Here is a 15,369-nt window from a genome sequence, read left to right as displayed (position 1 = left end):
TTATATCCCGCTTGATGCGCGAGGCAAGTGAATCATAGTAGACTGAGCAAGTTCCCTCTCTTTTGCAAAGGACAAGAAAGCGCACATGCAGTTGCAAGCCACCTCTTCGGCCAAATTTTTTATACAAGACGAATACTTTGCTATTAAGTTAGATAAAGATCAGCTTATTCTCACTTCCTCACATAACAAAACGTCGATCCCATTTTCGGAATGGAACGGTAAAACGTTAATAGAGCGTGGGGTGAAATGGGGTCATTTAACTTTTTATGGGCATCCACAAGTTCAGGCTAATGGCGATAGTGTGCAAAATGCATGGCAGGTGCAAGGGTTACCGTGGGGCGAACTCAAATCCTTTAGTCGTACTGCAGTGCAATTTTATGAAAAGTGGCACCGCTTACAATGCCGTCAGCTCAATTTATACTTGCCTAAATGGCTGCAAAAGCTGCATTTACTGCGTCAACAACCCGCTTATTTAGCTAACTCTCAATTGGACGCTTGGCAACAGATGGTGCACAGCGACTTGCAAGAGATGAACATCAGTCTCAATGATGCCACGCAACGCATGGCGGACGGCATGCAAGAAGTGAATGCTTGGCTCAACCCAACTTATGACGTGGTGGCGGAGCGCAACCAAGTATGGCTCGATAATGAGATGAACAATTGGCAAGTGTTGTTTAATCAAATCGAGACGTCTCCGCTGAATGCCTCTCAACAAAAATCCGTATTATTAAACAACGATCATAACTTGATTTTAGCCGGTGCCGGTACCGGAAAAACCAGTGTGCTTATGGCTAGAGTGGCGTATTTGCTGCAAAGTCACCAAGCACAAGGGGAAGAAATTGCATTGCTGGCATTTGGTAAAGATGCCGCCGATGAAATCGCTCAGCGCCTGTCGGATAAAATTGGGGTGACGGCGCAAAAAGTGAATGTCAGCACTTTCCATAAAATGGCGCTGCACATCATAGAGCAAGTGGAAGGTCAGCGAGCCAATGTTTCACCATTGGCTTATGAGCAATCACAAAAACAGCAGTGGTGCTCTCTATGGCTCAAAGAACATTGGACCAACACTACCAACTTTAAGCGCTGGCAAAAACACCTGTCATTGTGGCCCATTGCCTTTTTAAAAGGGGATGTAGAGCTAGCCAGCCAGTTTGAAAATCAAAAGTTAATTGCTTGGCTTGATCAACAAATTGAACAGTTGTGCGCCATGGGTGTAACCAAAAAGACCATTCAACAGCAGTTAGTAGAGCATCCGGAGTACTCTAGATTAAACAGTGAGTTACAACTGGTGTGGCCATGTTACCAAGCGTGGAAGCAGTACCTAAAAGATCAAAGTGAGTTGGATTTCCACTCCATGATAGAAAAAGCCACTCATTATGTGCTGAAAAATCGTTTTAAAGCCCCATGGCGTTATGTGATGGTCGATGAATACCAAGACATCTCTCCTGCACGCTTGGCGTTAGTGGAAGCCATTGTCAATCAAGTGTGTGAACAGGGTAGGCGCTCGTTGTTTGCGGTAGGGGATGATTGGCAATCTATTTATCAATTTGCAGGTTCAGACGTTAATCTGACCACGCAATTTATAGAGCGTTTCCCGCATGCTACGACGCACTTTTTAGACACTACCTATCGCTTTAACTCACAAATTGCTGAGGTGGCGGGTGAATTTATTACTAAAAACCCACAACAATTGAGCAAAACACTGATTGCGCATAATCAGAAAAAGCAAAAATCGGTATCGGTTGTGGCGGAAAAGAAACTCGAGAAACTGCTACGTCGCATTGGTAACACGGATATCTCTTTATCAGTATTGGTATTAGGGCGTACACATAAAGATAAGCCGAAACAATTTGCACAATGGCAAAGGGACTACAACCATTTACAGTTTACTTACATGACTTGCCATGCCAGTAAAGGTAAAGAAGCGGATATCGTGCTGGTAATGGGCGTGAATGAGAACAACTTCCCACAAAAAGAGCGCGCTCCACATTTGGATGTGGCCTTAAAATCGAGCAATGAAGCTTTCCCATTTGCCGAAGAGCGCCGCTTGTTTTATGTGGCATTGACTCGTGCCAAAAAAGAAGTGGTCGTTTGCTATGACTTGCAGCCGTCCATATTTGCCACAGAGTTGCTAGAAGGGGCGTACGCAGTAAGCAAAAAGTAGCCTTTTTCTCATCCGCCATCCGTATTCGCTGTCTTTATTAAATAGACATTTTATTAAAGACAGCGATCCTGCTCATCTACTATCGACAATTGCGTAAACCTGCAAAATGGTATCTCTGCCGACTGTATCAGCATTTAACCGTTATAAAGCACTAAACCTGTAAAGTGCTGACCATTTGTATCGCGCTATACTGTATACAAATGTTTAAATAGAAGAGCAGAAGAACATAGCAGGAGAGCATGGTGAACATAAAAGGGATGGTGATTGGCTCGGCGGTTGTGGCGTTGCTGTATATGGCTTTTGTTAGCAATACCTTTTCATTGCGAAGTTTACAAGTTCACGCCTTACATGCTTTGCAACAGGCAGAACGTTTTATTGCAAGAAAAGGGGCAACGCCTTCTGAAACGCGGGTAGTGACAAGTCGTACAAAGAGTAAAGCGGAAGAAGTATGGGAAGAAGATACCGAGGATGACACTAACTTGTTTATAACCGATAGCAGTGAAGAGACAGTATCTGCTCAAGGTTCGGCTAATAAGCCTCGCATCAGTGCATCGAAAACCCATAATAAGAGAGAGTAGTAAGCCACGAAATATCAGTGGCTTATGCAGTAAATTATTGTTTTTCGCAATGACTAAGTGCGATTTGCAAGATAGTGTTCATAATCAGGTATGGAAATATCCACTTCTTGATCTAAAAGAGCAGAATCAAACAAGAAGTGTGCAGTAGCACGATTGGTTGCAACTGGAATATTCCAAACACTGGCAATGCGCAGTAGGGCTTTGACATCAGGGTCGTGAGGCGCGGCATTTAGTGGATCCCAAAAGAAGATCATCATGTCTATTTTGCCTTGCGCAATTAAAGAGCCTAGCTGTTGATCGCCTCCCATAGGGCCACTCATTAGAGAGTCAATTTCCAGGCCAGTGGCATCACTTAATAGGTGCCCAGTGGTTCCGGTGGCGTATAAAGTGTGGCGAGCCAGTTTTTGTTTGTTTTCAGTTGTCCACTGTAGTAGTTCTTGTTTGTAGTGGTCGTGTGCAACTAAAGCAATGTGCTTTTTAGCCTTCATAGTACGGGTGGTTTTTTGCATGCTAAATCTACCTAACTTTGTTGTTGTTACATTAGATACTACCACTAGTCTGCTTGAGTGTGGGATTGGATAGTTAAATTTATTTTTTAGCGCAAATTTGTTAAATTGAGCGCGATTAACATAACAGAATCAGAGATATATAAATAATGAAAAAAGCCGTTGTTATCTTCAGTGGAGGCCAAGACTCCACCACATGTCTAGTGCAGGCGTTGACTCAATTTGATGAAGTACATGCCATTACTTATGACTATGGGCAACGTCACCGCCAAGAAATCGATACAGCAAAACAGTTGGCCAAAAAATTGGGGGTAAAAGCGCATAAAGTAATGGATGTGACCTTGCTCAATGAATTGGCTGTCAGTTCATTAACCCGAGATGATATTCCCGTCTCTAATGAGCTTGGCGAAAACGGTTTACCCAACTCATTTGTCCCAGGACGCAATATCTTGTTTCTAACCCTAGCGGGTATTTATGCCTACCAAGTAGGAGCCACAACGCTTATCACTGGCGTATGCGAAACGGACTTCTCAGGCTACCCAGATTGCAGAGATGAGTTTGTAAAAGCCATGAATAATGCACTCTCCCTTGGTATGGACTATCCGCTGCAAGTGCAAACGCCACTGATGTGGCTAAACAAAGCAGAAACCTGGGCCATGGCCGACCATTATGATGCACTGGCAATGGTGCGCGACCATACGTTAACTTGCTACAACGGCATAGTAGGAAGTGGTTGCGGAGACTGCCCAGCCTGCCACCTACGTGCAAATGGCCTGCTAGACTACCAACAACACGCCGAACAAGTAATGGCGTCATACCGACAAAAAACACAGTAACCCTACGCACACCATCACTCACCTCTGAACGCCCCATTTTGAAGCTCATCACTTATTCACCATAAGTAATGAGCCTCACCCATTAAGCATTTAATCAAGACACCCATACTTAAAGCCCCTCTTTTAAGCTCTTTTTAAAAGCTCTTTTTAACGGGACACCCATGATTAAAGTGAGCTGGTAACTCAAGCAAATAAAGATAGCTAGATGCGCTAAGTATCTACGTAAACAGCAAGTTAGATTAGCCATTAAGGTTAATATTTATCGAGACACCCACCATTACTTATCAAGACACCCATCAATAAATGTGCAAAAAAATAACAATGACACCCATAGCTAAAAGTGGATTTAATAGCCCTTAAGCTAGCTTGCCTAGGACCTCCATCATCTCGTTTTGCAACCTATACACCCAACAGACAAATTTCAAAAAAAGAGGAACTGAAAAAATTTAAGTGGACACACATAATTACCCCCATCAATCTGCAAAAACAAAGAAAATCTTGCCTATTGGCCGTACATAAATGACACACCAGCCAGTGTCTAAGCGTTAGAGTGACCACAGAGTCAATTTATTAGAAGATTTTATTAAGCCACCCATTGTAAACAGCAGAATACTAGCAATATGCAAACAGTAACCTAACGATAATCTGACAATGAAGAAACACAGCAAAGAGACACTAGTGACCCCTGAATATGACATTAATTAAGCCCCATGAAATTTACCGAACAAGATCGCGCCGCACTTTACGAAACTTGGATGTCACAAAAAGCCAGAATGCGTCTAACGCAAATGGATATTTCACGAAAGCTTGGGGTGTCTCAGACGGAGTTTGGGCAATTGGTGCGAGGTCGTGCCCCGTTAACCTACCCATTTGTCAGTCGATTTTGTGAATACTTAAAAGTGGATCCTGCCTACGTCATCCCGTCATTAAGAATCAATGTAAGCGTCGAAAATAATGTGGTAACGCTATGCTCGCGAATGTCAGTAGATGGAGATATTCGTAATGTCTACGTAGAAGGCAATCAGGTGGTGGTGGAGTACGAGCATAGGATCGGTAATTAGCAGGGAAGGGGCTTTCAATAGTTAGCACCTCTTTTTACAAATGATGGAATAGGGTTACCAATCAATCTTATTTTTACTGGCTTAAATAAAAGAAACTGGGTAGCATCTCGCCTAGTTTTGTCAGTACTGGCTTTTGTGAGCGCCAAATTTAGAGATGTAAGATGCTATTAAGCAAGCTGAAAAAAGAGTGGTTCTTGGTAGGAATGGTATTGGCCATTATATTGGCAATACTCACCCCTCAGTGGGGAAAATCCGGTGGGGTGCTGCATTTAGACCGCATAACTGTGCTCGGTATCGCTCTGGTCTTTTTTCTACATGGCTTAGGTTTGTCACCAAAGACGATTGCCGATGGCGTAGCAAACTGGAAATTACATATTTATGTACAAGGGGCCACCTTTGTTGCTTATCCCTTAATCTGGCTACTGTTTGGTCAGGGGTTTTTAGCCAGCATGCCAATGGCACTGGCGCTAGGTTTTTGCTATTTGTTTGTACTGCCCAGTACTATTTCATCATCCGTTGCGATGACCGCCATTGGCAAAGGCAACCTGCCTGGTGCCATATTTAATGCCTCTCTTTCTAGTATTTTAGGTGTGCTGATTACGCCACTGCTCATTCACTTGTTTATGGATATGCAAGGGGCACAACTCCACCTGATGGATTCCGTACTCTCCATTTGCAAAATGCTGTTACTGCCTATGTTAGCAGGGCAGTTATTGCGACCGTTACTCTTGCAATGGAGCCAGAAACACAAAGCAATAGTAAATAAACTGGATAAATATGTGATCCTTATTATTGTCTACGGCGCATTTTGTGATTCCATTGAACACGGCGTATGGCGTAACTTTTCTGTTTCTCTATTAATTATGTCCCTTGTAGTATGCATAACTGTACTTCTAGTAATGGTGCATAGCATTCAGTGGGGAGCGAGAAAATGTGGTTTCTCACTGCCTGATGAAGTGACTGCGGTATTTTGTGGCTCCAAGAAAACCCTAGCTGCTGGCATTCCTATGGCCAAAGTCATTTTTGCTCATGACCCTAATTTAGGCATGATATTGTTGCCTATCATGCTCTATCACCCCATTCAAATTTTCTACTGTGCAATTTTAGCGAATAAATATGCGCAAAAAACAGAAATTGCAGAGAGTTAAAAACATACAGAATTGTATATGAATTACAGCTTTGTTTATTGGCTAAAATGGTAGGGAAATCGAAATGTTGTAAACATTAAGTAACAAAACCCATGTGGCAAACCGGTAACACATGGGCACCACTAAATTTTTTTGAATTATAATAATATTATTTGAGTGGGGGACTAAATAGGCGCATAATACCACCTATAAAGTGTTACAAAATGAAACTAATGTCTTATTGGTGTCACATTGATAGTTGAAAATATGTCGGCTGTATAGGAAGTGGGATGCGCAGGTTAAATTGCAAGTGTGATGCAGATCACAACTGTATAGTGTTGGTCCCTTGAATCCACAGTGTTTTCTTCGCTATCCATTAATTCTTTTTGTATGATAATAGCCAGTTATACTTCTAGCTTACACCTGTAAATATTCTAAATAATTAGAATATCAATAATCACATTTACTACGGTGATTCTAAAGAAAAACATGTATTGCAGATGTAACTAAATTATCAAAATAGTAACAAAACAACAATTTGGCTCGCAACACATTACCGAATGGTGGAATTTCGAATAATCCTCTGGGCGGTAGCGTACCTACTTCTCCTTTTTTCCTGTACTATGCTGACACTTGTATACAGAACAACCTGCTTTTAAGTTATTAATTATGAAACCAATATTCAAAACTGTGTTGCCATTGGCAGCACTATTAGCTATCTCTGGATGTACTATGCCAGGCTCCAGTGTAGATCTGGGTAATAAGCAGGTGTACAACACCGTTCCTGATGAATCAAACATGACGGAACAACAACTGGCCGACACACCAGTCAATGTGGTTAATGTTTACCCGTTATCGCCTTCTTTTGTTAATCGCTATGCATCGTTTACTCAAGTTGAAGCACACTCTCGTAGTAATCCAACATTAGATGCTGAAATAGCGGGCTATGAATATGTAATTGGGCAAGGCGATATTTTAAACATTACCATTTGGGATCACCCAGAGTTAACCATCCCTGCCGGTGCTTACCGCAGTGCCCAAGAAGCCGGGCATTGGGTTCATGCTGACGGTACTATCTTTTACCCTTACATCGGCTTTGTTAAGGTGGCGGGAAAAACGGTATCGGAAGTGCGTAAAAACATTTCAAAACGTTTAACCAAATATATAGAAAGTCCACAGGTAGATGTCAATATAGCAGGCTTCCGCTCACAAAAAGCCTATGTGACTGGCGAAATTCGTCAGCCAGGTTATCAGCCATTAACTAATGTCCCTCTTACCTTCCTAGATGCCATTAATCAGGCAGGGGGATTAACTGGAGATGCCGATTGGCGCAATGTTACATTAACCCGTGATGGCAAAACTGAAACCTTATCTTTGCATGATTTAATGCAAAATGGCGACTTAACAGAAAACCGTTTGCTGAAACGTGGAGATATAATCCACGTACCTCGTAACGATGCACAAAAAGTATTTGTGCTAGGCGAAGTCAACGATCCTAAACTGCTTAAAATTGATCGTTCAGGTATGACATTAACTGAAGCGTTAAGCGAAGTGGGTGGAATAAATGAATTGTCGGCGAATGCTACCGGTGTTTTTGTAGTGCGAAGCGGTAAACGTGACAAATCACACGAAAAATATCTAGCTCAAGTTCGTGAGCAATCACTAACTGAAAAAGAGAAACAACAAAAAACTACATCAAGAACCGAACCTACTAAGCAAGGTAAGCAGACTAGACCAGAAAGAATTGTCGCTAATGTGTATCAGTTAGACATTAGTGATGCAACAGCATTAGTTACTGGCACTGAGTTTGAACTTGAACCTTACGACGTTATTTATGTAACTGCTGCACCTATTGAGCAATATAATCGTGTTGTGCGCCAGTTATTACCAACCATTGGTGGTTTAAATGATGCAACAGAAGTCGCGGCTAGAATTCACAACTGGTAATATTACATTTACGTAAGGGACGAAATGAATGTTTGATAATATTTTAGTGGTTTGTATTGGTAATATTTGTCGTTCACCGATTGGTGAAGAACTGTTAAAGCAAGCTTTGCCTGATAAGAAGATTACATCTGCAGGCCTTGGTGCATTAGCGGACAAACCAGCCGATCCAAAAAGTGAACATGCGTGCAAAGTTCATGGTTATTCCTTGTCGAAACATAAAGCAAGGCAAATTACCTCTGAAATGATTACCGACAGTGACTTGATTTTAGTGATGGAAAAGAAGCACATATCAGAGATTACTAAAATAGATCCCTCAGCTAGAGGAAAAACTATGCTTTATGGCCACTGGCTAAATAAAGAGATCCCTGATCCATATAAACAAAGTATGGAAGCATTTGAGCATATTTATACTTTAGTAGAGAAATCCGCAGAAGCGTGGGTGAAGAAGTTAAAATAGTTAAATGGATCTCTTTAGAGATTTAGCCACTCCAAATCAGAGCCTTACAATCAATCAAGGTTGCACGAACTCAAAATTTAGGCCAAAGGGATAACTACCTTTGGCCACATTTCATCCGGAACAAACAACTCTATGACTCAAGAAACTCGTTCAAAACGTCCACAACAGACAGCACAACCTGATGTTATCGATTTAGGTAAATTATTAGGGTTATTGCTGGATGGAAAGTGGATAATCCTATTTACCACTTTTGTCTTTGCTATTGTAGGTATTGGGTATGCACTTCTCGCGACACCTATTTATAAGGCAGATGCACTGGTTCAAGTAGAACAAAAGTCTTCGGGATTTTCAGCTTTAACTGAGGGCATGAGTGATATGTTCGCCCCAGAATCTCAAGCAACAACTGAGATTGAAATAGTTAAATCTCGTATGGTGCTAGGTAAAACTGTAGATAAATACAATCTAACGACAATAGCAACACCTATTTATATACCCGTGATAGGTAAAGGATTAGCCAAACGGTTTGGTGATGAAGCTGAAATTAAAGTTGAACGATTTGATATTCCAGATTACGCAGATACAGTTGGCTATACTATAACCTTAGATAATGCAGAAGCAGGGGAATATAGTCTGCACCAAAACGATAAATTAGTGTTAAAAGGTAAGGTAGGGGAGCTTGCAAAAGCTAAAATAACACCAAATCAGAACGCACAAGGTATATCTCTATTCATTTCACATATCCGCGGTAAACAAGGTCAACAGTTTAGTTTAGGTAAACGTAGTAAGCTAGATGCTACTCAATGGCTCAGTAGTTTATTAACAGTGAGTGAGCGTGGTAAGCAATCGGGTATTTTATCATTTGGCTTCGAGGGTGAAAATAAAGCATTAATCATTAATATATTAAATGACATTACCAATAATTATTTTTTACAAAATGTTGATCGTAATGCTGCAGAAGCCGAAAATAGTCTTAAATTTCTTTCTAAAAAACTACCAGAAATAAAAGAACAATTAACCATTAATGAGAATAAACTAAACCAATATCGTCAAGATAACGAATCAGTAGATTTAGGCTTAGAAGCACAATCTAAGCTAAAAGTGATGGTTGAACTAGAAGCACAACTTAATCAGCTTACATTCAAAGAAAGCGAACTGTCACAGCGTTTCACTAAACAACACCCTGCATATATTGCGGTACTAGAAAAACGTAAAACATTAGAAAATCAAAAGCGCAGAATGGAGGCAGAAATCAAGAAAATGCCTAAAACTCAGCGCGAAGTATTACGTTTAACACGTGATGTAGAAGTCAATCAGCAAATTTATTTGCAACTGCTAAATAAATCACAAGAGTTGAGTGTTGTAAAAGCAAGCACAGTAGGTAACGTTCGCATATTGGATAAAGCAGAAGTTTACAGCAACCCAATTAAACCTAAAAAACCGCTTATTGTAGTATTAGCCACATTGCTTGGTGGGATGCTAAGTGTCGCATTTGTACTGCTTAAATCGGCTTTCCATAAAGGTATAGAAAATCCTGATCAAATTGAAGAACTTGGTTTATCTGTTTATGCCACTATTCCTAAATCTGACCAGCAGCTTAAAATTGATCAACTTACCATTAAAAAACACAGAGGCAAAAAATATGCTGCAGGTGAACTACTGTTATCTGAAGTAAACCCAGCAGACCTTTCTGTAGAAGCATTACGCTCACTGCGTACCAGTTTGCATTTTGCAATGATGGAAGCTAAAAACAACATCATTATGATTACGGGTCCTTCACCGGGTATAGGTAAATCTTTTGTATCATTAAATTTGGCTAATATTATTGCTGCTTCAGGGCAAAAGGTATTGGTTATTGATGCAGATTTACGTCGAGGCTATCTGGGTAAGCATGTAAAACTACCACATAAACTTGGCCTTAGTGATTTGTTGGTAAATGATAAAACCATTGATGAAGTGATACATAAAGACTTTACTCATAATCTAGATGTAATGACTAAGGGTAAAACACCGCCTAACCCTTCAGAGTTACTAATGCATGCTCGTTTTGAGGATATGTTGCAGTGGGCTAGTGAGAATTACGATATAGTTATCTTGGATACACCTCCTATTCTTGCAGTTACAGATGCAGGTATCATGGGACGTCATGCGGGAACCACATTGATGATCACTCGTTTCGCCGCCACAGGTACTAAAGAGCTCGAAGTAGCAGTAGACCGTTTAGACCAAGCAGGAGTAGCAACCAAAGGTATTATTTTGAATGCGGTAGAAAAGACTGCATCTAGCTATTATTCTTACGGCTATTATAACTATGCGTATAAGAGTAAGTAATCGCAGAAATTCACACTAAGTTGAGTTTTGCCACTCAGAAGAAGACCAGAGTACATTCTGGTCTTCACTAAAGTTCGATGCAAAATATGCCTAGGCTCAATAGCCTATGAAAGGTTCAAAAGAGTTATTTTTAGGGACCTATTGGGGCAGTTTTTGGAAAAGTAGTAGAAGCCAGGTTTTATAAGGGATAGCCTGTAATGGCAGGGAAAAATCATGTAGATGCCCATGTTTAAAGGCTTCGTGACAGGGAAAAATCATGTAGATGCCCATGTTTAAAGGCTTCGTGACGTATTGAGTTCACAATTTTTGAACTTCATTCGTTAGCGTTATCACATAACAATCAATGATCTGATGATCGATTTGTAGATCATTTTCAGTGTTATCTAATACCTCCATAGATAAATTGGAGGTCCAACAATGAGTAACCAGCACCCATTTATGCATTTCGATGTCATTCCAGATTACCGACAACAAGGCAAAGTCGAGCACAAGTTAACTGATATCATTCTGTTAACAATTTGTGCTGTGCTTTCTGGTCAAGATGACTGGAAGGCGATTAGTCTTTACGGTGAAGCTAAGTTGGATTTCTTGAAGCGATTTGGCGATTTTAGTCATGGTGCTCCATCTACTTCGACGATAGCTAGAACGATGGGTATGATTAGTGCGACTCGACTTCAAAAATGCTTCATTGAGTGGATGAAAGATTGCTGTGAGTTAACCAAAGGTGAAGTGATCGCCATTGATGGTAAGACTGTCAGGGGCTCTTATGATGACTCTCGTGGTCTTGGCGCAATTCACATGGTAAACGCTTTTGCGACTGAAAATGGCGTTAGTCTCGGACCAGGGAAAAATCATGTAGATGCCCATGTTTAAAGGCTTCGTGACGTATTGAGTTCACAATTTTTGAACTTCATTCGTTAGCGTTATCACATAACAATCAATGATCTGATGATCGATTTGTAGATCATTTTCAGTGTTATCTAATACCTCCATAGATAAATTGGAGGTCCAACAATGAGTAACCAGCACCCATTTATGCATTTCGATGTCATTCCAGATTACCGACAACAAGGCAAAGTCGAGCACAAGTTAACTGATATCATTCTGTTAACAATTTGTGCTGTGCTTTCTGGTCAAGATGACTGGAAGGCGATTAGTCTTTACGGTGAAGCTAAGTTGGATTTCTTGAAGCGATTTGGCGATTTTAGTCATGGTGTTCCATCTACTTCGACGATAGCTAGAACGATGGGTATGATTAGTGCGACTCGACTTCAAAAATGCTTCATTGAGTGGATGAAAGATTGCTGTGAGTTAACCAAAGGTGAAGTGATAGCCATTGATGGTAAGACTGTCAGGGGCTCTTATGATGACTCTCGCGGTCTTGGCGCAATTCACATGGTGAACGCTTTTGCGACTGAAAATGGCGTTAGTCTCGGACAACACAAAGTTTACGAAAAATCCAACGAGATCACCGCTATTCCAGAGTTGCTCGAACTGCTTGATATATCAGGCTGCTTGGTCACTATTGATGCTATGGGATGCCAAAAGAAAATCGCTCAAAAAATACTAAACAAAAACGCAGATTATTTGTTGGCGGTAAAAGGAAATCAAGGTCGTTTGGAGCAAGCATTCGATAATTATTTCGATATGAACATGCTCCAAAAACACGATGGCGACTCTTACAGCACGCAAGAAAAATCCCGAGGTAGACAAGAAACCAGGTTGGCATTAACGAACACGGATTTAAGTGTTTTAGGTGATTTGGCGTTTGACTGGCCAGAGCTAAAAACAATGGGTATCGTCGTTTCTGTTAGACAAGAGGAAACAGTGGCGAAAGAGTCAGAAATCACAGTGAGATACTACATTAGCTCGAAAGATTTAAATGCTAAGGAATTGTTAAATGCAACGCGTTCACATTGGTTGGTCGAGTCGATGCATTGGTCTCTCGATACGACATTTGGTGAAGACGCGTGCCGAAAACGGGCAGAAGAAAGTGCAGAGAACTTTGCAAGGATCAGACAGATGTGTTTGAACATGCTGAAGAGTGAAACGACTTTGAAAGCGAGTATTAAGCACAAAAGAGCGATGTGTGCGATGGATTCTGAGTACCTTTTGAAGGTTCTGGCAAGCCTTTATTGACGGGGATGTTCGTGATTTTTCCGTGAGTCTCGGACAACACAAAGTTTACGAAAAATCCAACGAGATCACCGCTATTCCAGAGTTGCTCGAACTGCTTGATATATCAGGCTGCTTGGTCACTATTGATGCTATGGGATGCCAAAAGAAAATCGCTCAAAAAATACTAAACAAAAACGCAGATTATTTGTTGGCGGTAAAAGGAAATCAAGGTCGTTTGGAGCAAGCATTCGATAATTATTTCGATATGAACATGCTCCAAAAACACGATGGCGACTCTTACAGCACGCAAGAAAAATCCCGAGGTAGACAAGAAACCAGGTTGGCATTAACGAACACGGATTTAAGTGTTTTAGGTGATTTGGCGTTTGACTGGCCAGAGCTAAAAACAATGGGTATCGTCGTTTCTGTTAGACAAGAGGAAACAGTGGCGAAAGAGTCAGAAATCACAGTGAGATACTACATTAGCTCGAAAGATTTAAATGCTAAGGAATTGTTAAATGCAACGCGTTCACATTGGTTGGTCGAGTCGATGCATTGGTCTCTCGATACGACATTTGGTGAAGACGCGTGCCGAAAACGGGCAGAAGAAAGTGCAGAGAACTTTGCAAGGATCAGACAGATGTGTTTGAACATGCTGAAGAGTGAAACGACTTTGAAAGCGAGTATTAAGCACAAAAGAGCGATGTGTGCGATGGATTCTGAGTACCTTTTGAAGGTTCTGGCAAGCCTTTATTGACGGGGATGTTCGTGATTTTTCCGTGGGCTTCGTGACGTATTGAGTTCACAATTGGTAGCGTTCAAAGTTCTGTGTCATTTCAGTAGAATATCCAAAACAGGAGTGACACATGACCCAACCATTTGATTTTGACCAAGCGCTTAAAGCACTTCAAGCAGGAAAAAGCCTTACGGGTAAAGACAGTGTACTTGGCCCACTTATCAAGCAACTTACTGAAGCTGCTCTGACTGCTGAGTTAGAGCAGCATCTTGAGAACGATCCCATCTCTAACCGCAAGAATGGTAAAACATCAAAAACAATCAAACATCCTTCAGGTAGCTTTGAACTCGATGCTCCAAGAGATAGAAACGGCACTTTTGAACCACAGCTCATTAAAAAGGGGCAAACAACATTAACTGATGAGATAGACCGTAAAATTCTCTCCATGTTTAGCATGGGCATGAGCTACCGAGATATCAATAAACACGTTGAGGATATGTACGGCATTAACGTCTCAAGTGGCACAATAAATAGTGTTACAGATAAGCTTATTCCTGAGCTTAAAGCTTGGCAGCAACGCCCCTTAGACAGCCATTATCCAATAGTTTGGCTTGATGCTATTCACTATAAAGTCAAAGAGGATGGCCGTTATATCAGCAAGGCTGTTTACACGATTTTAGCGTTGAACATGCAAGGTAAGAAAGAAATATTAGGGCTTCATTTATCAGAAAATGAAGGGGCTAACTATTGGTTATCGGTGCTGACCGATCTGCATAATCGTGGTGTTAAGGATATCCTAATTGCTTGTGTCGATGGGTTAACAGGTTTCCCTGAGGCGATAGCGACTATCTTCCCAGAAACAGAAACCCAGCTGTGCGTAATCCACCAAATCCGCAATTCCATGAAGTATGTCGCCTCAAAAAATCAGAAAGCCTTTATGGCGGATTTGAAGCCTGTTTATCGAGCGGTAAGTAAAGAAGCAGCTGAGCTTGCACTTGATGAACTAGAAGCCAAGTGGGGGGACATATACCCACTGGTCATCAACTCATGGCGCAGAAAGTGGAATAATCTCTCGCATTACTTTAAATATCCAGAGCATATACGCAAGGTGATTTACACGACTAATGCGGTTGAGGCCGTCCACCGTCAATTTAGAAAGCTGACTAAAACGAAGGGCGCGTTCCCTAACGAAAATAGCTTGTTGAAGCTACTTTATGCTGGCATATTGAATGCGTCTGAGAAATGGACAATGCCAATCCATAATTGGAGCCTTTGTTTATCCCAGTTAGCCATTTATTTTGAAGGGCGTTTAGACAGCGTGCTAGAAATTTAAAAATTAACCTGACACAGAATATTGAACGCCCTCTCACAATTTTTGAACTTCATTCGTTAGCGTTATCACATAACAATCAATGATCTGATGATCGATTTGTAGATCATTTTCAGTGTTATCTAATACCTCCATAGATAAATTGGAGGTCCAACAATGAGTAACCAGCACCCATTTATGC

Annotated in this window: 11 protein-coding genes and 2 pseudogenes; 12 read left to right on the top strand and 1 reads right to left on the bottom strand. The window is 41.1% G+C overall.

The window, feature by feature from the left end:
* Positions 1 to 85 precede the first annotated feature (85 nt).
* Entirely contained in the window at positions 86 to 2,164 is a 2,079-nt protein-coding gene (helD, locus tag OCU56_RS15835) for a DNA helicase IV (RefSeq protein WP_261874906.1), read from the top strand.
* A gap of 239 nt (positions 2,165 to 2,403) precedes the next feature.
* On the top strand, positions 2,404 to 2,742 hold the full coding sequence (locus OCU56_RS15830; protein WP_261874905.1) for a hypothetical protein: 339 nt from the start codon (positions 2,404 to 2,406) through the stop codon (positions 2,740 to 2,742).
* 53 nt (positions 2,743 to 2,795) lie between these two features.
* Here the strand turns inward: OCU56_RS15830 and OCU56_RS15825 are convergent, their stop codons facing one another.
* Positions 2,796 to 3,251: a methylglyoxal synthase gene (locus tag OCU56_RS15825; RefSeq protein ID WP_261874904.1), complete on the bottom strand. Its 456-nt coding sequence runs from the start codon at positions 3,249 to 3,251 to the stop codon at positions 2,796 to 2,798.
* A 146-nt stretch (positions 3,252 to 3,397) separates the two neighbouring features.
* Between OCU56_RS15825 and queC the strand changes: the two genes are divergently transcribed.
* From queC to OCU56_RS15775, 10 genes and pseudogenes are all read left to right on the top strand, one after another.
* Positions 3,398 to 4,084 carry a 7-cyano-7-deazaguanine synthase QueC gene (gene queC / locus OCU56_RS15820; protein WP_261874903.1) on the top strand — a complete coding sequence of 229 codons (687 nt, stop codon included), beginning with the start codon at positions 3,398 to 3,400 and terminating at the stop codon, positions 4,082 to 4,084.
* A 710-nt stretch (positions 4,085 to 4,794) separates the two neighbouring features.
* Positions 4,795 to 5,145 (top strand): helix-turn-helix domain-containing protein, encoded by a 351-nt coding sequence (locus tag OCU56_RS15815; protein ID WP_261874902.1) that lies wholly within the window; start codon positions 4,795 to 4,797, stop codon positions 5,143 to 5,145.
* A gap of 203 nt (positions 5,146 to 5,348) precedes the next feature.
* Positions 5,349 to 6,293, top strand: a complete 945-nt coding sequence (locus tag OCU56_RS15810; RefSeq protein ID WP_261875586.1) for a bile acid:sodium symporter family protein — start codon at positions 5,349 to 5,351, stop codon at positions 6,291 to 6,293.
* Positions 6,294 to 6,941: 648 nt separating this feature from the next.
* A complete protein-coding gene (locus OCU56_RS15805) occupies positions 6,942 to 8,219 on the top strand; it encodes a polysaccharide export protein (protein WP_261874901.1) in 1,278 nt (425 codons plus the stop codon).
* Positions 8,220 to 8,247: 28 nt separating this feature from the next.
* The gene (locus OCU56_RS15800; protein WP_261874900.1) at positions 8,248 to 8,676 is read left to right on the top strand and encodes an arsenate reductase/protein-tyrosine-phosphatase family protein; all 429 of its coding nucleotides are present in this window, start codon (positions 8,248 to 8,250) and stop codon (positions 8,674 to 8,676) included.
* Between the two features lie 132 nt (positions 8,677 to 8,808).
* Positions 8,809 to 11,004, top strand: coding sequence for a polysaccharide biosynthesis tyrosine autokinase (locus OCU56_RS15795; RefSeq protein WP_261874899.1), 2,196 nt, complete (start codon positions 8,809 to 8,811; stop codon positions 11,002 to 11,004).
* A 417-nt stretch (positions 11,005 to 11,421) separates the two neighbouring features.
* A pseudogene (locus OCU56_RS15790) lies at positions 11,422 to 11,853 on the top strand (ISAs1 family transposase); the annotation flags it as partial.
* A gap of 165 nt (positions 11,854 to 12,018) precedes the next feature.
* Positions 12,019 to 13,143 carry an ISAs1 family transposase gene (locus tag OCU56_RS15785; RefSeq protein ID WP_261874852.1) on the top strand — a complete coding sequence of 375 codons (1,125 nt, stop codon included), beginning with the start codon at positions 12,019 to 12,021 and terminating at the stop codon, positions 13,141 to 13,143.
* A gap of 28 nt (positions 13,144 to 13,171) precedes the next feature.
* A pseudogene (locus tag OCU56_RS15780) lies at positions 13,172 to 13,879 on the top strand (ISAs1 family transposase); the annotation flags it as partial.
* Positions 13,880 to 13,988: 109 nt separating this feature from the next.
* Positions 13,989 to 15,191 (top strand): IS256 family transposase, encoded by a 1,203-nt coding sequence (locus OCU56_RS15775; protein ID WP_261874898.1) that lies wholly within the window; start codon positions 13,989 to 13,991, stop codon positions 15,189 to 15,191.
* Positions 15,192 to 15,369 lie beyond the last annotated feature (178 nt).

The sequence above is a fragment of the Vibrio rarus genome (assembly GCF_024347075.1).
Classification (GTDB): domain Bacteria; phylum Pseudomonadota; class Gammaproteobacteria; order Enterobacterales; family Vibrionaceae; genus Vibrio; species Vibrio rarus.
This window is presented reverse-complemented; position numbering and strand designations above follow the sequence as displayed.